28 protein-coding genes and 1 pseudogene are annotated in these 19,836 nt (G+C 61.9%); all 29 read left to right on the forward strand.

The window, feature by feature from the left end; genetic code table 11:
• Positions 1-32 precede the first annotated feature (32 nt).
• The 29 genes and pseudogenes from rpoC to rpmJ all read left to right on the forward strand — a co-directional run bounded on the left by rpoC (position 33) and on the right by rpmJ (position 19,790).
• Entirely contained in the window at positions 33-4,262 is a 4,230-nt protein-coding gene (rpoC, locus tag EBN1_RS10685) for a DNA-directed RNA polymerase subunit beta' (protein WP_011237967.1), read from the forward strand.
• 130 nt (positions 4,263-4,392) lie between these two features.
• Entirely contained in the window at positions 4,393-4,770 is a 378-nt protein-coding gene (rpsL, locus tag EBN1_RS10690; protein WP_011237968.1) for a 30S ribosomal protein S12, read from the forward strand.
• 32 nt (positions 4,771-4,802) lie between these two features.
• Positions 4,803-5,273, forward strand: a complete 471-nt coding sequence (rpsG, locus tag EBN1_RS10695) for a 30S ribosomal protein S7 (protein WP_011237969.1) — start codon at positions 4,803-4,805, stop codon at positions 5,271-5,273.
• 106 nt (positions 5,274-5,379) lie between these two features.
• Positions 5,380-7,476: an elongation factor G gene (fusA, locus tag EBN1_RS10700; protein WP_011237970.1), complete on the forward strand. Its 2,097-nt coding sequence runs from the start codon at positions 5,380-5,382 to the stop codon at positions 7,474-7,476.
• 28 nt (positions 7,477-7,504) lie between these two features.
• The gene (gene tuf / locus EBN1_RS10705; protein ID WP_011237959.1) at positions 7,505-8,695 is read left to right on the forward strand and encodes an elongation factor Tu; all 1,191 of its coding nucleotides are present in this window, start codon (positions 7,505-7,507) and stop codon (positions 8,693-8,695) included.
• A gap of 59 nt (positions 8,696-8,754) precedes the next feature.
• Positions 8,755-9,066, forward strand: coding sequence for a 30S ribosomal protein S10 (rpsJ, locus tag EBN1_RS10710; RefSeq protein ID WP_011237971.1), 312 nt, complete (start codon positions 8,755-8,757; stop codon positions 9,064-9,066).
• Positions 9,067-9,179: 113 nt separating this feature from the next.
• Positions 9,180-9,824 (forward strand): 50S ribosomal protein L3, encoded by a 645-nt coding sequence (rplC, locus tag EBN1_RS10715; protein ID WP_011237972.1) that lies wholly within the window; start codon positions 9,180-9,182, stop codon positions 9,822-9,824.
• 11 nt (positions 9,825-9,835) lie between these two features.
• Complete coding sequence (rplD, locus tag EBN1_RS10720; RefSeq protein WP_011237973.1) at positions 9,836-10,456, forward strand: 50S ribosomal protein L4; 621 nt, start codon at positions 9,836-9,838, stop codon at positions 10,454-10,456.
• Entirely contained in the window at positions 10,453-10,758 is a 306-nt protein-coding gene (gene rplW, locus EBN1_RS10725; RefSeq protein ID WP_011237974.1) for a 50S ribosomal protein L23, read from the forward strand. Before rplD ends, rplW begins: the two co-directional genes overlap by 4 nt.
• A 6-nt stretch (positions 10,759-10,764) precedes the next feature.
• Positions 10,765-11,592 carry a 50S ribosomal protein L2 gene (gene rplB, locus EBN1_RS10730; protein ID WP_011237975.1) on the forward strand — a complete coding sequence of 276 codons (828 nt, stop codon included), beginning with the start codon at positions 10,765-10,767 and terminating at the stop codon, positions 11,590-11,592.
• Positions 11,593-11,602: 10 nt separating this feature from the next.
• Positions 11,603-11,878 carry a 30S ribosomal protein S19 gene (rpsS, locus tag EBN1_RS10735; RefSeq protein WP_011237976.1) on the forward strand — a complete coding sequence of 92 codons (276 nt, stop codon included), beginning with the start codon at positions 11,603-11,605 and terminating at the stop codon, positions 11,876-11,878.
• A 9-nt stretch (positions 11,879-11,887) separates the two neighbouring features.
• Positions 11,888-12,217 carry a 50S ribosomal protein L22 gene (rplV, locus tag EBN1_RS10740; RefSeq protein ID WP_011237977.1) on the forward strand — a complete coding sequence of 110 codons (330 nt, stop codon included), beginning with the start codon at positions 11,888-11,890 and terminating at the stop codon, positions 12,215-12,217.
• A 9-nt stretch (positions 12,218-12,226) separates the two neighbouring features.
• Complete coding sequence (rpsC, locus tag EBN1_RS10745; protein ID WP_011237978.1) at positions 12,227-13,063, forward strand: 30S ribosomal protein S3; 837 nt, start codon at positions 12,227-12,229, stop codon at positions 13,061-13,063.
• Positions 13,032-13,445, forward strand: coding sequence for a 50S ribosomal protein L16 (gene rplP / locus EBN1_RS10750; RefSeq protein ID WP_011237979.1), 414 nt, complete (start codon positions 13,032-13,034; stop codon positions 13,443-13,445). The genes rpsC and rplP overlap by 32 nt, the downstream gene beginning before the upstream one ends.
• 2 nt (positions 13,446-13,447) lie before the next feature.
• The gene (gene rpmC, locus EBN1_RS10755; RefSeq protein ID WP_011237980.1) at positions 13,448-13,642 is read left to right on the forward strand and encodes a 50S ribosomal protein L29; all 195 of its coding nucleotides are present in this window, start codon (positions 13,448-13,450) and stop codon (positions 13,640-13,642) included.
• On the forward strand, positions 13,639-13,908 hold the full coding sequence (gene rpsQ, locus EBN1_RS10760; protein ID WP_011237981.1) for a 30S ribosomal protein S17: 270 nt from the start codon (positions 13,639-13,641) through the stop codon (positions 13,906-13,908). Before rpmC ends, rpsQ begins: the two co-directional genes overlap by 4 nt.
• A gap of 142 nt (positions 13,909-14,050) precedes the next feature.
• The gene (rplN, locus tag EBN1_RS10765) at positions 14,051-14,419 is read left to right on the forward strand and encodes a 50S ribosomal protein L14 (RefSeq protein WP_011237982.1); all 369 of its coding nucleotides are present in this window, start codon (positions 14,051-14,053) and stop codon (positions 14,417-14,419) included.
• A gap of 12 nt (positions 14,420-14,431) precedes the next feature.
• On the forward strand, positions 14,432-14,749 hold the full coding sequence (gene rplX / locus EBN1_RS10770) for a 50S ribosomal protein L24 (protein WP_011237983.1): 318 nt from the start codon (positions 14,432-14,434) through the stop codon (positions 14,747-14,749).
• A gap of 9 nt (positions 14,750-14,758) precedes the next feature.
• Complete coding sequence (rplE, locus tag EBN1_RS10775; RefSeq protein ID WP_011237984.1) at positions 14,759-15,298, forward strand: 50S ribosomal protein L5; 540 nt, start codon at positions 14,759-14,761, stop codon at positions 15,296-15,298.
• A gap of 7 nt (positions 15,299-15,305) precedes the next feature.
• Positions 15,306-15,611, forward strand: coding sequence for a 30S ribosomal protein S14 (rpsN, locus tag EBN1_RS10780; protein WP_011237985.1), 306 nt, complete (start codon positions 15,306-15,308; stop codon positions 15,609-15,611).
• 12 nt (positions 15,612-15,623) lie between these two features.
• A complete protein-coding gene (rpsH, locus tag EBN1_RS10785; protein ID WP_011237986.1) occupies positions 15,624-16,019 on the forward strand; it encodes a 30S ribosomal protein S8 in 396 nt (131 codons plus the stop codon).
• Between the two features lie 9 nt (positions 16,020-16,028).
• A complete protein-coding gene (gene rplF / locus EBN1_RS10790) occupies positions 16,029-16,562 on the forward strand; it encodes a 50S ribosomal protein L6 (RefSeq protein WP_011237987.1) in 534 nt (177 codons plus the stop codon).
• 12 nt (positions 16,563-16,574) lie between these two features.
• Positions 16,575-16,928, forward strand: coding sequence for a 50S ribosomal protein L18 (gene rplR, locus EBN1_RS10795; RefSeq protein ID WP_011237988.1), 354 nt, complete (start codon positions 16,575-16,577; stop codon positions 16,926-16,928).
• Positions 16,929-16,940: 12 nt separating this feature from the next.
• The gene (rpsE, locus tag EBN1_RS10800) at positions 16,941-17,465 is read left to right on the forward strand and encodes a 30S ribosomal protein S5 (protein ID WP_011237989.1); all 525 of its coding nucleotides are present in this window, start codon (positions 16,941-16,943) and stop codon (positions 17,463-17,465) included.
• A 3-nt stretch (positions 17,466-17,468) separates the two neighbouring features.
• The gene (gene rpmD / locus EBN1_RS10805; protein WP_011237990.1) at positions 17,469-17,651 is read left to right on the forward strand and encodes a 50S ribosomal protein L30; all 183 of its coding nucleotides are present in this window, start codon (positions 17,469-17,471) and stop codon (positions 17,649-17,651) included.
• 1 nt (position 17,652) lies between these two features.
• Positions 17,653-18,090 (forward strand): 50S ribosomal protein L15, encoded by a 438-nt coding sequence (gene rplO, locus EBN1_RS10810; protein ID WP_011237991.1) that lies wholly within the window; start codon positions 17,653-17,655, stop codon positions 18,088-18,090.
• Between the two features lie 15 nt (positions 18,091-18,105).
• On the forward strand, positions 18,106-19,431 hold the full coding sequence (secY, locus tag EBN1_RS10815) for a preprotein translocase subunit SecY (protein ID WP_011237992.1): 1,326 nt from the start codon (positions 18,106-18,108) through the stop codon (positions 19,429-19,431).
• 29 nt (positions 19,432-19,460) lie between these two features.
• Positions 19,461-19,655: pseudogene (gene infA / locus EBN1_RS10820) on the forward strand (translation initiation factor IF-1).
• A gap of 21 nt (positions 19,656-19,676) precedes the next feature.
• Entirely contained in the window at positions 19,677-19,790 is a 114-nt protein-coding gene (gene rpmJ, locus EBN1_RS10825) for a 50S ribosomal protein L36 (protein WP_011237993.1), read from the forward strand.
• Positions 19,791-19,836: the final 46 nt, after the last annotated feature.

Genomic DNA, 19,836 nt, shown 5'->3' on the forward strand with positions numbered 1-19,836 from the left:
CGGGCGCTCTCCAGCCCCGGACGGAGTGATATATGAAAAGCCTGCTCGCTGACCTGTTCAAGCAAACCCTGCCGAACGAAGACCAGTTCGACGCGATCACGATCGGCCTCGCGTCGCCGGACAAGATCCGTTCGTGGTCGTACGGTGAAGTCAAAAAACCCGAGACGATCAACTACCGCACGTTCAAGCCCGAGCGCGACGGCCTGTTCTGCGCGAAGATCTTCGGGCCGGTCAAGGACTACGAGTGCCTGTGCGGCAAGTACAAGCGCCTCAAGCACCGCGGCGTGATCTGCGAGAAGTGCGGCGTCGAGGTGACGCTGTCGAAAGTGCGCCGCGAGCGCATGGCGCATATCGAGCTCGCGAGCCCGACTGCGCACATCTGGTTCCTGAAGAGCCTGCCGAGCCGTCTTGGCATGGTGCTGGACATGACGCTGCGCGACATCGAGCGCGTGCTGTACTTCGAAGCTTTCGTCGTCGTCGAGCCGGGCATGACGCCGCTCAACCGCGGCCAGCTGCTGACTGAAGACGACTACCTCGCGAAAGTCGAGGAGTACGGTGACGACTTCGACGCGCTGATGGGTGCAGAAGGCATCCGCGGCCTGCTGCGCACGCTCGACGTCAAGCTCGAGATCGAAAAGCTGCGCGGCGACCTCGAGACGACCGGCTCCGAAGCGAAGATCAAGAAATTCTCGAAGCGCCTGAAAGTGCTCGAGGCGTTCATGCAGTCGGGCATCAAGCCCGAGTGGATGATTCTCGAAGTGCTGCCGGTGCTGCCGCCGGACCTGCGTCCGCTGGTGCCGCTCGACGGCGGCCGCTTCGCGACGTCGGACCTCAACGACCTCTATCGCCGCGTCATCAACCGCAACAACCGGCTGAAGCGCCTGCTCGAACTCAAGGCGCCCGAGATCATCGTGCGCAACGAGAAGCGCATGCTGCAGGAGTCGGTCGACTCGCTGCTCGACAACGGCCGTCGCGGCAAGGCGATGACCGGCGCGAACAAGCGTCCGTTGAAGTCGTTGGCCGACATGATCAAGGGCAAGGGCGGCCGTTTCCGTCAGAACCTGCTCGGCAAGCGTGTCGACTACTCGGGCCGTTCAGTCATCGTCGTCGGCCCGCAGCTCAAGCTGCACCAGTGCGGCCTGCCGAAGCTGATGGCGCTCGAGCTCTTCAAGCCGTTCATCTTCAACAAACTCGAGCTGATGGGCCTGGCGACGACGATCAAGCAGGCGAAGAAGATGGTCGAAAGCCAGGAACCCGTCGTCTGGGACATCCTGGAAGAAGTCATCCGTGAACATCCGGTGATGCTGAACCGCGCACCGACGCTGCATCGTCTCGGCATCCAGGCATTCGAGCCGGTGCTGATCGAAGGCAAGGCGATCCAGCTGCACCCGCTCGTCTGCGTCGCGTTCAACGCGGACTTCGACGGCGACCAGATGGCCGTCCACGTGCCGCTGTCGCTCGAAGCGCAGATGGAAGCGCGCACGCTGATGCTGGCGTCGAACAACGTGCTGTCGCCCGCCAACGGCGAGCCGATCATCGTCCCGTCGCAGGACATCGTGCTCGGCCTGTATTATGCGACGCGCGAAGGCGTGAACGTCGCCGGCGAAGGCATGGCGTTCTCCGATGTCGGCGAGCTCAAGCGGGCGTACGAGTCGAAGCAGCTGTCGCTCCACGCGCGCGTGTCGGTGCGCCTGAAGGAAGTCGAGGTGTCGGCCGAAGGCGAGCGCCGCGACAAGATTACCCGCTACAACACGACTGCCGGCCGCGCGATGCTGTCGGAGATCCTGCCGCCGGGACTGCCGTTCAGCGTGCTCGACAAAGCGCTGAAGAAGAAGGAGATTTCGCGGCTGATCAACGCCTCGTTCCGCCGCTGCGGGCTGAAGGAAACGGTCGTCTTCGCAGACAAGTTGATGCAGTTCGGCTTCCGCCTGGCGACGCGCGCCGGTATCTCGATCGCGGTCAAGGACATGCTCGTGCCGCGGCAGAAGGACGTGCTGATTCACGCGGCCGAACAGGAAGTGAAGGAAATCGCGCGTCAATACACGTCGGGCCTGGTGACCGACGGCGAGCGTTACAACAAAGTGGTCGATATCTGGGGTCGCGCCGGTGACCAGGTCGCGAAGGCGATGATGGACCAACTCGGCCAGGAAGACGTCGTCAATCGTCACGGCGACACCGTGAAGCAGGAATCCTTCAACTCGATCTACATGATGGCGGACTCGGGCGCACGCGGTTCGGCGGCGCAGATCCGTCAGCTCGCCGGCATGCGCGGCCTGATGGCGAAGCCGGACGGCTCGATCATCGAGACGCCGATCACGACGAACTTCCGCGAAGGCCTGAACGTCCTGCAGTACTTCATCTCGACGCACGGCGCGCGTAAAGGCCTGGCCGACACTGCCCTGAAGACCGCGAACTCGGGTTACCTGACGCGCCGCCTCGTCGACGTGACGCAGGATCTGGTTGTCACCGAGGACGACTGCGGCACGCGTGACGGTTTCGTGATGAAGGCGCTGATCGAAGGCGGTGAAGTCATCGAGCCGCTACGCGACCGGATCCTCGGTCGCGTTTGCGCCGAGGACGTCGTGAATCCGGAGTCCCAGGAGACGGTCATCGAAGCCGGGTCGCTGCTCGGCGAGGATGCGGTGGACCTGATCGAGAGCCTCGGCATCGACGAAGTCAAGGTGCGTACCGCACTGACCTGCGAAACGCGCTACGGCCTGTGCGGCAAGTGCTACGGTCGCGATCTGGGCCGCGGTTCGCAAGTGAACGTCGGCGAAGCGGTCGGTGTCATCGCCGCCCAGTCGATCGGCGAACCGGGTACGCAGCTGACGATGCGGACTTTCCACGTCGGTGGCGCGGCGTCGCGAGCTGCTGCCGCGAGCGGTGTCGAGTCGAAATCCGCCGGTACGGTGCGCTTTGCCGGCAACATGCGCTACGTCTCGAACGCGAAGGGCGAGAAAATCATCATCGCGCGCTCGGCCGAGGTCGTCGTTGCCGACGACATGGGCCGCGAGCGCGAGCGCCACAAGCTGCCGTACGGCGCGACGCTGCTGGTCGACGACGGTGCACCGGTCAAGGCCGGGGTGCTGCTGGCGACGTGGGATCCGCACACCCGCCCGATCGTCACGGAATACTCCGGTACCGTGAAGTTCGAGAACGTCGAAGAGGGGGCAACCGTCGCGAAGCAGATCGACGAAGTGACCGGTCTGTCGACGCTGGTCGTCATCGACGGCAAGCGGCGCACGAGCGGCGCGTCTTCGAAAGGCGTGCGTCCGCAGGTCAAGCTGCTCGACGAGCGGGGCGAGGAAGTCAAGATCGCCGGCACCGACCATTCGGTGGCGATCACGTTCCAGGTCGGCTCGCTGATCACCGTCAAGGACGGCCAGGAAGTGAGCGTTGGCGACATCCTGGCGCGGATTCCGCAGGAGTCGGCGAAGACCCGCGACATCACCGGCGGTCTGCCACGCGTCGCCGAGCTCTTCGAAGCACGCCCGCCGAAGGACGCCGGCGTGCTGGCGGAATACACTGGCACGGTGTCATTCGGCAAGGACACGAAGGGCAAGCAGCGCCTCGTGATCACCGAAGCCGACGGGACGGCACACGAATTCCTGATCCCGAAGGACAAGCACGTCATGGTCCATGACGGACAGGTCGTCAACAAGGGCGAGCTGATCGTCGACGGACCGGCCGACCCGCACGACATCCTGCGCCTGCAGGGAATCGAGGCGCTGGCGCGCTACATCATCGATGAGGTGCAGGACGTCTATCGCCTGCAGGGTGTGAAGATCAACGACAAGCACATCGAAGTGATCGTCCGCCAGATGCTGCGCCGGGTGGTCATCAACGACGCCGGCAACTCGCGCTTCATCCGCGAGGAACAGGTGGAGCGTTCGGAAGTGCTCGATGAGAACGACCGCATCGAGGCCGAAGGCAAGCTGCCGGCGCAGTACCAGAATGTCCTGCTGGGTATCACGAAGGCGTCGCTGTCCACCGATTCGTTCATCTCGGCGGCATCCTTCCAGGAAACGACGCGTGTTTTGACCGAAGCGGCAATCATGGGCAAACGCGACGATCTGCGCGGATTGAAGGAAAACGTCATCGTCGGCCGCCTGATTCCCGCGGGTACCGGCATGGCCTATCACCGCAACCGCAAGGCGCAGAACGCAGGGGAGGATCTGGGCCCCGAACACGCATGGGCGGAGATGCAGGAAGTAGTGCCCGAGGTGCCGGCCGACGTTTCGCAGGACGTGCAGGCCGGTTGACGCAGAACCGCATTTCAGGATAACATCCGGCCTCTTTTTGTGGGCTGACCAATCGTAGTCAGTCGCAGCCGGAATCAACCGCCCGAGGCGGCCCGTGGGGCGCCTCGGTATAATGGAAAATTCTCAAGCTATGCCAACAATTAATCAGCTCGTCCGCAAACCGCGGCAACTGGCCGTCATCAAAAGCAAGGTGCCGGCGCTCGATGCATGCCCGCAAAAGCGCGGCGTATGCACACGGGTCTATACGACCACTCCGAAGAAGCCGAACTCTGCATTGCGGAAAGTCGCCAAGGTTCGCCTGACCAACGGCTTCGAAGTCATCTCCTATATCGGCGGTGAAGGCCACAACCTGCAGGAGCACTCGGTGGTCCTGATTCGTGGTGGCCGGGTCAAGGATTTGCCGGGTGTGCGTTACCACATCGTGCGCGGTTCGCTTGACCTGCAGGGCGTCAAGGATCGTAAGCAGTCCCGCTCGAAGTACGGCGCGAAGCGCCCGAAGAAAGCTTAATTGTCGGCATTCAGAAATAGCTAGAGGTTGTCATGCCCCGTCGTCGCGAAGTACCGAAGCGTGAAATCCTGCCCGACCCCAAATTCGGTTCGCAGGACGTATCCAAGTTCATCAATGTGATCATGCAGGCCGGCAAGAAGTCCGTCGCCGAGCGTATCGTCTATGGCGCGTTTGCGCAGATTTCCGGCAAGGCCGGCAAGGATCCGCTCGAGGTGTTCTCGTCGGCAGTTGCCAATGTCAAGCCGGTGGTCGAAGTCAAGAGCCGCCGCGTCGGCGGCGCGAACTACCAGGTTCCGGTCGAAGTGCGTCCGTCGCGCCGCATGGCGCTGTCGATGCGCTGGCTGCGTGAAGCGGCACGCAAGCGCGCCGAGAAATCGATGGCCCAGCGTCTGGCCGGGGAACTGCTCGAGGCGGCCGAAGGCCGCGGCTCGGCGATGAAGAAGCGCGAAGAAGTCCACCGCATGGCCGAAGCGAACAAGGCATTCTCTCACTACCGTTTCTGAGATTCCGGAACGGTGGTTAATCGGGCCCTGGCAAGGGCTCGATTGTTTTGTGACAACACAATTGGATTTTCGCGCAGCGCGCGAATTCTCGAAGGCAGGGTAGACCGTGGCTCGCAAGACTCCCATTGAGCGTTACCGCAACATCGGTATTTCGGCTCACATTGACGCCGGCAAGACAACGACGACCGAGCGCATCCTTTTTTATACCGGCGTGAACCACAAGATTGGTGAAGTTCACGACGGCGCGGCGACGATGGACTGGATGGAGCAGGAGCAGGAGCGGGGGATCACGATCACCTCGGCTGCGACGACCTGCTTCTGGAAAGGCATGGAAATGTCCTTCCCCGAGCATCGCTTCAACATCATCGATACGCCGGGACACGTCGATTTCACGATCGAAGTCGAGCGTTCGATGCGCGTTCTCGATGGCGCGTGCATGGTCTACTGCGCGGTCGGCGGCGTCCAGCCGCAGTCCGAAACCGTGTGGCGGCAGGCGACGAAGTACAAGGTGCCGCGGCTCGCGTTCGTCAACAAGATGGACCGCCAGGGGGCGAACTTCTTCAAGGTCGTCGAGCAGATGAAGCTGCGCCTCAAGGCCAATCCGGTGCCGATCGTGATTCCGATCGGAGCGGAGGAGAATTTCGTCGGCGTCGTTGACCTGGTCCGCATGAAGGCCATCTACTGGGATGAAGCGTCTCAGGGCATGAAGTTCGACTATCGCGAGATTCCGGGCGAGCTTCAGGCGACGGCCGAGGAATGGCGCGAGAAGATGCTCGAAGCCGCTGCCGAAGCCAGCGAAGAGCTGATGAACGAATATCTCGAGAATGGCGATCTGTCGCACGAGAAGATCGTTGCCGGCCTGCGTCAGCGCACGATCGCCTGCGAAATCCAGCCGATGTTGTGCGGCACGGCATTCAAGAACAAGGGCGTGCAGCGCATGCTCGACGCCGTCATCGAACTGCTTCCGTCGCCCGTCGATATTCCTCCGGTTGCCGGCATCGATGACTACGAAAAGCCCGTCGAGCGGCGCGCGGACGATTCCGAGAAGTTCGCGGCGCTTGCGTTCAAGCTGATGACCGACCCGTTCGTCGGCCAGTTGACGTTCGTGCGGGTGTATTCGGGAGTGCTCAAGTCGGGCGAGACGGTGCTGAACTCGGTCAAGGGCAAGAAGGAGCGCATCGGCCGGATTCTGCAGATGCATGCGAACGAGCGCCAGGAGATCAAGGAAGTCCTTGCGGGCGACATCGCCGCGTGCGTCGGTTTGAAGGAAGTGACAACCGGGGAGACGCTGTGCGATCCCAGCGCTCCGATCATCCTCGAGCGCATGGTGTTCCCGGAGCCGGTGATCCACGTCGCCGTCGAGCCGAAGACCAAGGCCGACCAGGAAAAGATGGGTATTGCGCTCGGCCGTCTCGCTGCGGAAGATCCCTCGTTCCGTGTCCGGACCGACGAGGAGTCGGGCCAGACGATCATCTCCGGCATGGGCGAGCTGCACCTCGAAATTCTCGTTGACCGCATGAAGCGCGAATTCAACGTCGAAGCAACGGTCGGCGCCCCGCAGGTGGCGTACCGCGAAGCGATCCGCAAGCCGGTAGAGCAGGAAGGCAAGTTCGTCAAGCAGTCCGGCGGTCGCGGCCAGTTCGGTCACGTGTGGATCAAGCTCGAGCCGAACGAAACGGGCAAGGGCTACGAATTCATCGACGCCATCAAGGGCGGTGTCGTTCCGCGCGAGTACATCCCGGCGGTCGACAAAGGCCTGCAGGAGACGCTGCCGAACGGCGTGCTGGCCGGCTTCCCGGTCGTCGACGTCAAGGTCACGCTGTTCGACGGTTCGTACCACGACGTGGATTCGAACGAAAACGCGTTCAAGATGGCCGCTTCGATGGCGTTCAAGGACGCGATGCGCAAGGCGAGCCCCGTGCTGCTTGAGCCGATGATGGCAGTGGTCGTCGAAACTCCCGAGGACTACATGGGCAACGTCATGGGAGATCTTTCCGGTCGCCGCGGCATCGTCCAGGGCATGGACGATCTGCCCGGGGGCATGAAAGAGGTCAAGGCCGAAGTGCCGCTCGCCGAGATGTTCGGTTACGCGACGCAACTGCGGTCGTTGACGCAGGGTCGCGCGACGTATTCGATGGAATTCAAGCACTATTCCGAGGCGCCGAAGAGCGTGGCGGAAGCGGTGATCAACAATCGCAAGTAATCAACGAACCGAAGCGAGGAATTGAGCAATGGCGAAAGGCAAGTTTGAGCGGACGAAACCGCACGTAAACGTCGGGACGATCGGTCACGTCGACCACGGCAAGACCACCCTGACGGCGGCGATCACGACGATCCTGTCGAAGAAGTTCGGCGGCGAGGCGAAAGCCTACGACCAGATCGACGCGGCGCCCGAAGAGAAAGCGCGCGGCATCACGATCAACACCGCTCACGTCGAGTACGAGACGGCCAACCGTCACTACGCGCACGTCGACTGCCCGGGTCACGCCGACTACGTGAAGAACATGATCACCGGTGCCGCGCAGATGGACGGCGCGATCCTGGTGTGCTCGGCTGCCGACGGCCCGATGCCGCAGACGCGCGAGCACATCCTGCTCGCGCGCCAGGTCGGCGTGCCGTACATCATCGTGTTCCTGAACAAGTGCGACATGGTCGACGACGAAGAGCTCTTGGAGCTCGTCGAGATGGAAGTGCGCGAGCTGCTGTCGAAGTACGACTTCCCGGGCGACGATGTGCCGATCATCAAGGGCTCGGCGCTCAAGGCGCTCGAAGGCGACCAGAGCGACATCGGCGAGCCGGCGATCTTCCGCCTGGCCGAAGCGCTCGACAGCTACATCCCGACTCCGGAGCGCGCGATCGACCGCCCGTTCCTGCTGCCGATCGAAGACGTGTTCTCGATCTCGGGCCGCGGCACGGTGGTGACCGGCCGCGTCGAGCGCGGCATCGTCAAGGTCGGCGAGGAAGTCGAGATCGTCGGCATCAAGGCGACGGTCAAGACCACCTGCACCGGCGTCGAGATGTTCCGCAAGCTGCTCGACCAGGGCCAGGCGGGCGACAACGTCGGCGTGCTGCTGCGCGGCACCAAGCGCGAGGACGTCGAGCGCGGCCAGGTGCTGTGCAAGCCCGGTTCGATCAAGCCGCACACGCATTTCACCGGTGAAGTGTACGTGCTGTCGAAGGAAGAAGGCGGGCGCCACACGCCGTTCTTCAACAACTATCGTCCGCAGTTCTACTTCCGCACGACCGACGTGACCGGTTCGATCGAGCTGCCCGAAGGCACCGAGATGGTCATGCCGGGCGACAACGTGTCGATCACCGTCAAGCTGATGGCGCCGATCGCGATGGAAGAAGGCCTGCGGTTCGCGATCCGCGAAGGCGGTCGTACCGTCGGCGCCGGGGTCGTCGCCAAGATCATCGAGTAATTGCTCGTCTCCGCCCGGGGTTCGTTGCCCCGGGTTTTCGCTCTTTCAGGATTTCATCCATGCAAAACCAGAAAATTCGCATCCGTTTGAAGGCGTTCGACTACCGGCTGATCGATCAGTCCGCTCTCGAGATCGTCGATACCGCCAAGCGCACGGGTGCGGTGGTCCGCGGCCCCGTGCCGCTGCCGACCCGTATCGAGCGTTTCGACCTGCTGCGCTCGCCGCACGTCAACAAGGCATCGCGCGACCAGTTCGAGATTCGTACCCACCAGCGCCTGATGGACATCATCGACCCGACCGACAAGACGGTCGATGCGCTGATGAAGCTGGATCTCCCCGCCGGGGTTGATGTCGAGATCAAGTTGCAGTAAGCCGCGCTAGTTGCGGAGCTTTGCGAAAGGCCGGTATAATCCGGCCTTTGCGCCTTTGGGCGCAATTTACGTGATAGGGCCCGGTCAATCGTAACCGGGGACAGGAGAAGAAGATGAGTCTAGGCCTTGTGGGACGCAAGGTTGGCATGACTCGCATCTTCGCCGAGGACGGCAGGAGTGTCCCGGTGACGGTGCTTGACGTGTCCAACAATCGCGTAACCCAAATCAAGACGCCTGAAAGCGACGGTTACGCCGCCGTGCAGGTGACTTTCGGCAAGCGTCGCGCGAGTCGGGTTGGAAAGCCCCTTGCCGGGCACCTTGCCAAGGCCGGCGTCGAAGCCGGTCACATGCTCAAGGAATTTCGTGTCGAAACCGAGCAGGTCGCTGGCTTCAAGGCCGGTGACGTCGTCGGGGTTGACCTCTTTGCAGTCGGGCAAAAGGTGGATGTCACCGGTACGTCGATTGGCAAGGGTTTTTCCGGAGTGGGCAAGCGGCACAATTTCTCGTCGAACCGCGCGTCGCACGGCAACTCCGTGTCGCATAACGCGCCGGGCTCGATCGGCATGGCTCAGGATCCGGGTCGGGTCTTTCCCGGCAAGCGGATGGCCGGACAGTACGGCAACACCACGTGCACCACTCAGGGTCTCGAAGTGGTTCGCGTCGATGTTGAGCGTCAGTTGCTCCTGGTGAAGGGGGCGGTACCCGGCTCGAAGGGCGGCGACGTGATCGTCCGCCCGGCGGTCAAGGCCCGTGGCTGAGCGAGGGCGTAATGGAACTTAAATTATTGAATGATCAGGGTGCGCAGTCGGCAACGCTGCAGGCCTCTGATGCGCTGTTCGGGCGCGACTACAACGAAGCCCTGATCCATCAGGTCGTTGTGGCGTACATGGCCAATGCCCGCTCGGGCAATCGCGCGCAGAAAGGTCGTGCGGAAGTTTCCAAGTCGACGCGCAAGCCGTGGCGCCAGAAAGGCACCGGCCGCGCTCGTGCCGGTATGGCGTCGAGCCCGTTGTGGCGCGGAGGTGGCCGGGTTTTCCCGAATTCGCCCGAAGACAACTTCTCGCAGAAGCTGAACCGCAAGATGTACCGCGCCGGCGTGGCGTCGATCCTTTCGCAGCTTGCGCGTGAAGACCGTCTGGCGATCGTCGAGAATTTCAGCGTCGAGGCGCCGAAGACCCGCCTGCTGTCGCAGAAGCTCAAAGGCATGGGGCTCGATTCGGTGCTGGTCATTACCGACGAGTTCGATGAAAACCTGTTCCTGTCGTCACGGAACCTGCACAAGGTGCTGGTTCTCGAGGTCAGCGAGACGGATCCGGTGTCGCTTGTGCACTACGACCGGGTCATCGTGACCAAGGGTGCGCTGGCCAAGATGGAGGAGGCCTGGCAATGAGCGGATTTAGCCAAGAGCGTCTGATGCAGGTGCTGCTCGCGCCCCAGATCTCCGAAAAGGCGACGTATGTCGCCGACAAGAACGAGCAGGTTGTGTTCAAGGTTGCGTCGACCGCGACCAAGCCCGAAGTCAAGGCGGCTGTCGAGTTGCTCTTCAAGGTTGAAGTGAAGTCGGTGCAGATTGCGAACGTGAAAGGCAAGGTCAAGCGTTTCGGCAAGATGACCGGCCGCCGCAAGGACTGGAAGAAGGCGTTCGTCTGCCTCAAGCCGGGCCAGGAAATCAACTTCGCGGCCGGGGAGTGAGGAATCATGGCACTGGTAAAACTTAAGCCTACGTCTGCCGGCCGTCGCGCGATGGTCAAGGTCGTCAATGCGGATCTCTACAAGGGGCGTCCGCATGCCGCGCTGGTCGAGAAGCAGTCGAAGAACGCCGGCCGCAACAACAGCGGCCGCATCACCGTCCGTCACCAGGGTGGTGGGCACAAGCAGCATTACCGTCTGGTGGATTTCCGTCGCAACAAGGACGGCATCGCAGCTCGCGTCGAGCGTGTCGAGTACGACCCGAACCGTTCCGCGAACATTGCGCTGATCTGCTACGCCGACGGCGAGCGCGCCTACATCATCGCGCCGAAGGGGCTCGAAGTGGGGCAGACGGTCCTCAGCGGACCGGAAGCGCCGATCAAGGCGGGCAACGTGCTGCCGATCCGGAATATTCCGGTCGGTTCCACGATTCACTGTGTCGAGCTGATGCCGGGCAAGGGGGCACAGATCGCGCGTGCTGCAGGCACTTCGGTGCAGCTGCTCGCCCGTGAAGGCGCATACGCTCAGCTCCGGTTGCGCTCCGGCGAAGTTCGCCGGGTGCACGTCGAGTGCCGTGCCGCCATCGGCGTCGTCGGCAACGAAGAGCACGGCCTGCGCAAGATCGGCAAGGCGGGCGCGAACCGCTGGCGCGGTATCCGTCCGACGGTCCGCGGTGTAGCGATGAATCCGGTCGATCACCCGCACGGTGGTGGCGAGGGCCGGACCGGCGAAGGCGGCGTGGCGCGCAGCCCGTGGGGTCAGCCGGCGAAGGGCTACCGCACGCGCAGCAACAAGCGCACCGACACGATGATCGTGCAGCGTCGTCACAAGCGTTAAGGGGTAACAAATGGCACGTTCTATTAAAAAAGGCCCGTTTGTCGACGCGCATCTGCTCAAGAAGGTCGACGCCGTGCGGACGAGCAACGACAAGCGCCCGATCAAGACCTGGTCCCGTCGCTCGACGGTGTTGCCGGACTTCGTCGGCCTGACGATTGCGGTCCATAACGGTCGGCAGCATGTTCCGGTCTTCGTGTCGGAAAACATGGTTGGTCACAAGCTCGGCGAGTTCGCCCTGACCCGTACGTTCAAGGGGCACGCGGCGAGCAAGAAGGCGAAGAGGTAAGGAGTCATCATGGAAACCAGAGCAATTCTCCGCGGCGTTCGCCTGTCGGCCCAGAAGGGGCGGCTGGTGGCGGACCAGGTGCGGGGCAGGCCGGTTGATCAGGCACTCAACATCCTTGCCTTCTCGCCGAAAAAGGGCGCGCAGATCATCCGCAAAGTGATGGAGTCGGCGATTGCCAATGCAGAACACAACGATGGCGCAGATATTGACACCCTCAAGGTCAAGACGATCTACGTCGAGGAAGGCATGTCGCTGAAGCGCTTTGCGGCGCGGGCAAAGGGACGCGGGGCCCGCATTCTCAAGCCGACCTGCCACATCTACGTGACCGTCGGGGAATAAGGGGTACATATGGGTCAGAAAATTCATCCGACCGGGTTCCGCCTTGCGGTCACTCGTGATTGGAATTCCCGTTGGTTCGCATCGAGCGGTGATTACTCGAGAATGTTGCACGAGGACCTGAAAGTCCGCGATTTTCTCAAGAAGCGTCTTGCTCACGCATCGGTGGGGCGCGTTGTCATCGAACGCCCGGCGAAGAACGCACGGATCACCCTTTTCAGCGCACGCCCTGGTGTCGTGATCGGCAAGAAGGGCGAGGACATCGAACTGCTCAAGCGCGAGCTTCAGAAGATCATGGGCGTGCCGGTGCACGTCAATATCGAAGAAGTGCGCAAGCCGGAAGTCGATGCCAAGCTGATCGCCGACTCGATCGCCCAGCAGCTCGAAAAGCGGATCATGTTCCGCCGCGCCATGAAGCGCGCAATGCAGAATGCAATGCGGCTCGGCGCACAGGGCATCAAGATCATGAGCGCCGGACGACTGAACGGCGCCGAAATCGCTCGCACCGAGTGGTACCGCGAAGGCCGCGTTCCGCTGCATACGCTGCGTGCCGATATCGACTATGGCGTATCCGAAGCGAAGACCACCTACGGCATCATCGGTATCAAGGTGTGGGTGTACAAGGGTGAGATGCTCGGGCGCAACGAGCGGCCTGCGGTCGTCGAGAACGAGAACGAGGCTCGTCGCGGTCGCCGCGCGCCTCGCAATGATGCCGGTGACAACCGCGGCGCCAAGCGCCCCGCACGTCGCACGGGTGCCGAACAAGCGGGAGCTGGCGACAAGGCCGGCACCCGGACCAGGAAAGCGGGAGTAGACGATGCTGCAGCCGTCGAGAAGGAAGTATCGTAAGGAGCAGAAGGGCCGGAACACCGGGATCGCGACGCGCGGCGCCAAAGTCAGTTTCGGCGAGTTCGGGCTCAAGGCGATCGGCCGCGGTCGTCTGACCGCCCGTCAGATCGAGTCCGCACGACGGGCGATGACCCGGCACATCAAGCGGGGCGGGCGCATCTGGATCCGGATTTTCCCGGACAAGCCGATCTCGAAGAAGCCAGCTGAAGTGCGGATGGGTAACGGCAAGGGGAACCCGGAATACTGGGTTGCCGAGATTCAGCCCGGCAAGGTGTTGTATGAGATGGACGGTGTCGACGAGACGCTCGCCCGCGAAGCGTTCCGGCTTGCTGCTGCGAAGCTTCCGCTCGAGACGGTCTTTGTTCATCGTCAAATGGGGTGAGCATGAAAGCGAGTGAACTCCGCGCGAAGAGCGCCGGTGAATTGAATCAAGAATTGCTCGAACTGCTGAAAGCGCAGTTTTCGTTGCGTATGCAACTTGCGACTCAGCAGCTCGGCAATACGAGCCAACTCGGGAAAGTGCGTCGCGACATCGCGCGCGTCCGCACGCTCCTGCAGGAAAAGGCGGTGCAGAAATGACCGAGCAGATCGAAAAAGTCAGGCGCGCGCTCGTTGGACGTGTGGTCAGCGACAAGATGCAGAACACGGTGACGGTTCTCGTCGAGCGCCGTGTGAAGCACGAGCTCTACGGCAAGGTGATCACGCGGTCCGCGAAGTATCACGCGCACGTCGAAGACGGTGGAGCAGCGGCCGGCGATCTGGTTGAAATCGAGGAATGCCGTCCGATTTCAAAGACCAAGTCGTGGCGTGTGGCCAAGGTGCTCGAGAAGGCTCGGGTCATCTGAGCGTAGTGTAGGTTTTCGGACAGCTTGGCAATGCAGCGCCAAGCTGTTATAGTTTTTATCTTTGCTTTTCGCTCTTCGGGGCTTTCTACCCGTACGGGTTCCAAGACTGACCGCTGTAGCGGGGCAAGTTGGAGATAAATTCATGATTCAAATGCAGTCCAGGCTGGACGTTGCCGACAATACCGGTGCGCGTTCAGTGATGTGCATCAAGGTCCTTGGTGGTTCCAAGCGCCGCTACGCGGGTATCGGCGACATCATCAAGGTCACCGTCAAGGATGCCGCGCCCCGTGGGCGCGTGAAAAAGGGCGATATCTACAGCGCCGTCGTCGTGCGCACCGCCAAGGGCGTGCGTCGTCCCGACGGTTCGCTCGTCAAGTTCGATGGCAATGCCGCAGTGCTGCTCAACAACAAGCTCGAGCCGATCGGTACGCGCATCTTCGGGCCGGTGACGCGCGAGCTGCGCACCGAGCGCTTCATGAAGATTGTTTCGCTCGCGCCTGAAGTGCTCTAAGGAGGGCGTGAGATGAACAAGATCCGCAAAGGTGATGAAGTGGTGGTTCTGGCCGGCAAGGATCGCGGCCGGCGCGGCGTCGTGCTGAGTCGCGTCGACGACGAGCGGCTGCTCGTCGAAGGCGTGAATCGGGTCAAGAAGCACGTGCGTCCGAACCCGCTCAAGGGTGAAGTGGGCGGCATCGTCGAGAAAGAGATGCCTCTGCATATTTCCAACGTCGCATTGTTCAATCCCGCAGCCCAGAAGGGCGATCGCGTGGGAATCCGGGTGCTTGAGGACGGCCGCAAGGTGCGCTTCTTCAAGTCGAATGGCGAACTGGTGGACGCGTAAGGAGTGGCAATGGCGCGCTTGCAGGAATTCTACAAAGAAACGGTGGCTCCGGACCTGCTCAAGCAGTTCGGATACAAGTCCGTGATGGAAGTGCCGCGCATCACCAAGATCACCCTGAACATGGGTGTCGGTGAGGCTGTCGGCGACAAGAAGATTCTCGAACATGCGGTTGGCGACATGGTCAAGATCGCCGGGCAGAAGCCGGTGGTGACGAAAGCCCGCAAGTCGATTGCAGGATTCAAGATTCGTGACGGTTACCCGATCGGCTGCATGGTGACGTTGCGTGGCGCGAAGATGTTCGAGTTCCTCGATCGCCTGGTGACCGTGGCGATGCCGCGGATCCGCGACTTTCGCGGCATTGGCGGCAAGGGTTTCGACGGTCGTGGCAACTACAACCTCGGCGTCAAGGAACAGATCATTTTCCCCGAAATCGAGTACGACAAGATCGATGCCCTTCGGGGGATGAACATCAGTATCACGACGACCGCCAAGAGCGATCAGGAAGCTCGGGCCCTGCTCGTCGCGTTCAAGTTCCCGTTCAAGAATTGAGGAAGTTATGGCGAAACTGTCCCTGATCAATCGAGAAGAGAAGCGCCGCAAGACGGTCGAGAAATTCGCCGCCAAGCGGGCCGCGCTGATCGCTCAGATCAATGATTTCAAGCTGCCGGAAGAGGAGCGCATGGTTGCTCGTCTGAAGCTGCAGCAGTTGCCGCGCAATGCAAGTCCGGTTCGGGAGCGTAATCGCTGTGCCTTGACCGGGCGTCCGCGCGGTGTGTTCCGCAAGTTCGGATTGTGCCGTAACAAGCTGCGCGACCTGGCGTTCCGCGGCGAGGTGCCCGGCATGACCAAGGCGAGCTGGTAAGGAGATTATCGTATGAGTATGTCCGATCCCATCGCCGACATGCTGACCCGTATCCGTAACGGTCAGCAGGCTCAGAAAGTGAGCGTGTCGATGCCTTGCTCGAAGCTGAAGGTCGCGATCGCGAAAGTCCTGCAGGACGAAGGCTATATCGACGGCTATTCCATTCGCGAAGCGGGTGGCAAGCCGGAACTGGATGTTGCACTCAAGTACTATGCCGGCCGCCCGGTCATCGAGCGGATCGAGCGCGTCAGCCGCCCCGGTCTGCGCGTATACAAGGGTAGCGGCGATCTTCCCCGTGTCATGAACGGACTGGGTGTCGCGATCGTGTCGACCCCACGCGGTGTCATGACGGACCGTGCGGCGCGTGCCGGCCGGGTCGGCGGCGAAGTCATTTGTTACGTCGCATAAGGGGGGATCATGTCTCGTGTAGCTAAGAATCCGGTGGCAATCCCCCAGGGCGTCGAGATCACGATCGGGGCCGATGAAGTTTCCGTCAAGGGGCCGCTGGGCGCCGTGAAACAGTACATCGGCAATGCGGTGACGCTCGAGCGCGACGGTGATGCGCTGGTGTGCAAGGCGCGCGAAGGTGTCGCAAACAGCCGGGCGATGTCCGGCACGGTGCGCGCCCTCGTCAACAACATGGTTACCGGCGTGACGAAAGGCTTCGAGCGCAAGCTCACGCTGGTCGGCGTCGGCTATCGGGCGCAGGCCCAAGGCGACAAGCTCAACCTGACGCTCGGTTTCTCCCACCCGGTGGTGCATCAGATGCCGGCCGGCGTGAAGGTGGAAACTCCGACTCAGACCGAGATCGTCATCAAGGGCATCGACAAGCAGCAGGTCGGTCAGGTCGCAGCCGAGGTGCGTGCATACCGCGAACCCGAGCCGTACAAGGGCAAGGGCGTCCGTTATTCGGACGAAGTGGTTGTGCTTAAGGAAACCAAGAAGAAGTAAGGGCGGTTCGTCATGAACAAGAAAGAAGTTCGTCTGCGTCGTGCTCGTAAAACCCGAGCCAAAATCGCGGAGCTGAAGTCGGTGCGCCTAACCGTGTTCCGTACCAACTCCCATATCTACGCCCAAGTCATTGACGGTAGCGGTTCGCGGGTGTTGGCGGCGGCATCGACCGTCGAGGCCGACGTGCGCTCGCAACTGCCGAACGGCGGCAACAAGCAGGCCGCGCAAGTCGTCGGCAAGCTCATCGCCGAGCGGGCGAAGGCCGCCGGGGTCGAAGCGGTGGCGTTCGACCGCGCTGGCTTCCAGTATCACGGTCGCGTCAAGGCGCTGGCCGAGGCCGCCCGCGAAGGCGGACTCAAGTTCTAAGCGAGGTTTCGAATGGCTAAGCAACAAAGCAAGCGACCGCAAGCGGCGGATGAGCGCGACGACGGCCTGCGGGAGAAAATGGTCGCGATCAATCGCGTGACCAAGGTCGTCAAGGGCGGCCGGATCCTCGGTTTTGCGGCGCTTACGGTTGTCGGTGATGGCGACGGCGGCGTCGGAATGGGCAAGGGCAAGTCGCGCGAAGTTCCGGTGGCGGTGCAGAAGGCGATGGACGAAGCGCGTCGCAAGCTCAAGAAGATTTCGCTCAAGAACGGCACGTTGCAGCACGCGATCGTCGGCAAGCACGGCGCGGCCTCCGTGCTGATGCAGCCGGCTCCTAGCGGCACCGGCATCATCGCTGGTGGTCCGATGCGGGCGGTGTTCGAAGTGATGGGCGTGACCGACGTGACCTGCAAGTGCCTTGGCTCCGCCAATCCTTACAACGTCGTGCGTGCGACGCTCAACGGTCTTCTGGCGATCAACACGCCGGCCGAGATCGCTGCCAAGCGTGGCAAGTCGGTCGAAGAGATCCTGGGGTAAGCGATGTCCGAGAAAACGATCAAGGTCACGCTCGTGAAGAGCGTGATCGGCACCAAGCAGTCGCACCGTGCAACCGTCCGTGGCCTTGGCCTGCGACGCACGAACCACTGTGTCGAACTGCAGGACACGCCCGAAATTCGCGGCATGGTGAACAAGGTGTCGTACCTGCTGAAGTGTGAGGGTTGATATGCGACTCAATACGATAAAGCCCGGCGCCGGCTCGAAATCGGCGGCAAAACGCGTGGGCCGCGGCATTGGCAGCGGTCTGGGCAAGACCTGCGGGCGCGGCCACAAGGGCCAGAAGTCTCGTGCCGGTGGTTTCCACAAAGTCGGTTTCGAAGGCGGCCAGATGCCGCTGCAGCGCCGGCTTCCGAAGCGCGGCTTCGTGTCGCTGACGGCTGCGCGCAAAGTCGAGGTGCGCCTGTCGGAACTCGACAAGCTGCCCGTCGACGACATCGATCTGCTGGTGTTGATGCAGGCGGGCGTCGTTCCGGCCGATGCGCTGTCGGCGAAAGTCGTGCTGTCCGGGACGATCGGACGCAAGATCACGCTGCGCGGCATCGGTGCGACCAAAGGCGCGCTGGCGGCGATCGAAGCTGCCGGCGGCTCGGTAGCGACCGCGTAACCAAGGGAAAGCGAAGTGGCCAATCCTGCTGCGACGCTGGGGGCGTCCGGGCGTTTCGGGGATCTGAAACGCCGCGTCCTGTTCCTGCTCGGTGCACTCCTCGTGTACCGGATCGGCGGGCACATTCCTGTTCCCGGCATCGATCCGGCGCGACTGTCCGAGCTTTTCCAGTCGCAGGCGGGCGGCATCCTCGGCGTATTCAACCTGTTTTCCGGCGGTGCGCTGTCACGGTTCACGATTTTCGCGCTCGGCATCATGCCGTATATCTCGGCGTCGATCATCATGCAGCTGATGACGGTCGCAGTGCCGCAGTTGGAAGCGCTGAAGAAAGAGGGTGAGGCGGGGCGGCGCAAGATTACGCAATACACGCGCTACGGGACGGTCGCGCTGTCCCTCGCGCAGTCGCTCGGCATTGCGATCGCGCTCGAGAGCCAGCCCGGGCTCGTGCTCGATCCGGGGCTCATGTTCCGTTTCGTGACCGTCGCGACGCTGGTCACGGGCACGATGTTCCTGATGTGGCTGGGCGAGCAGATCACCGAGCGCGGCATTGGCAACGGCATTTCGCTGATCATTTTCGCCGGTATCGCCGCAGGTTTGCCGAGCGCCATCGGCGGGCTGTTCGAGCTGGTGCGCACCGGAGCGATGCATCCTTTCACGGCATTGCTGATCTGTGTGCTCGTGGTACTGGTGACTGGCTTCGTCGTGTTCGTCGAACGGGGTCAGCGCAAGATCCTGGTGAATTACGCAAAGCGCCAGGTCGGGAACAAGATCTACGGCGGGCAGAGTTCGCATTTGCCGTTGAAGCTCAACATGGCAGGGGTCATACCGCCGATTTTTGCTTCGAGCATCATCCTGTTTCCGGCGACGCTGGGGCAATGGTTCGGCGCCAGCGAAGGCATGACCTGGCTTCGCGATATCTCCTCGACCCTGGCACCAGGACAGCCGATCTACGTGATGCTTTATGCTGCGGCGATCATGTTTTTCTGTTTCTTCTATACGGCGCTGGTGTTCAACGCCAGGGAGACGGCGGACAACCTGAAGAAGAGCGGTGCTTTCGTTCCGGGAATTCGACCCGGCGACCAGACCTCGCGCTATATCGACAAGATCCTTACGCGGCTGACTCTCGTGGGAGCGGTGTACATCACTCTGGTGTGCCTGCTGCCCGAGTTCCTGATCCTTCGCTGGAACGTTCCGTTCTACTTCGGCGGGACATCGCTGCTGATCATCGTCGTCGTGACGATGGATTTCATGACACAGGTGCAGGCTTACGTGATGTCCCATCAATATGAGAGTTTGCTGAAGAAGGCCAACTTCAAGGGCGCGGGCCTTCCCACCAGGTAACTCATGGCGAGAGGGATGTAATCGGCGAGATGCAGGGCGAGATGACCGAGAACCTGCCCGACGCAATGTTCCGCATCCGGCTCGAGAACTGACAGGTGGTTCTCGGATACACCTCGGGAAGAATGCGGATGCACTGCCTCCACGTTCTTCCCGGCGACAAGGTCACTGTGCAACTGACGCCCTACGACCTGACAAAGGCCCGGATCGTTTTCCGGACCAGGTAATCAAGAAACTGGAGTAACAAAATGAGAGTTCAGGCTTCGGTAAAGCGGCTTTGCCGCAACTGCAAAATCGTGCGTCGTAAAGGCGTGGTTCGCGTGATCTGCATCGACCCGCGTCACAAGCAGCGCCAGGGTTGATTCGCTGGCGTTCACGTATTATTATTTAATGTTTCGCTTTTTGGGG

This window comes from Aromatoleum aromaticum EbN1 (assembly GCF_000025965.1).
Taxonomy (GTDB): domain Bacteria; phylum Pseudomonadota; class Gammaproteobacteria; order Burkholderiales; family Rhodocyclaceae; genus Aromatoleum; species Aromatoleum aromaticum.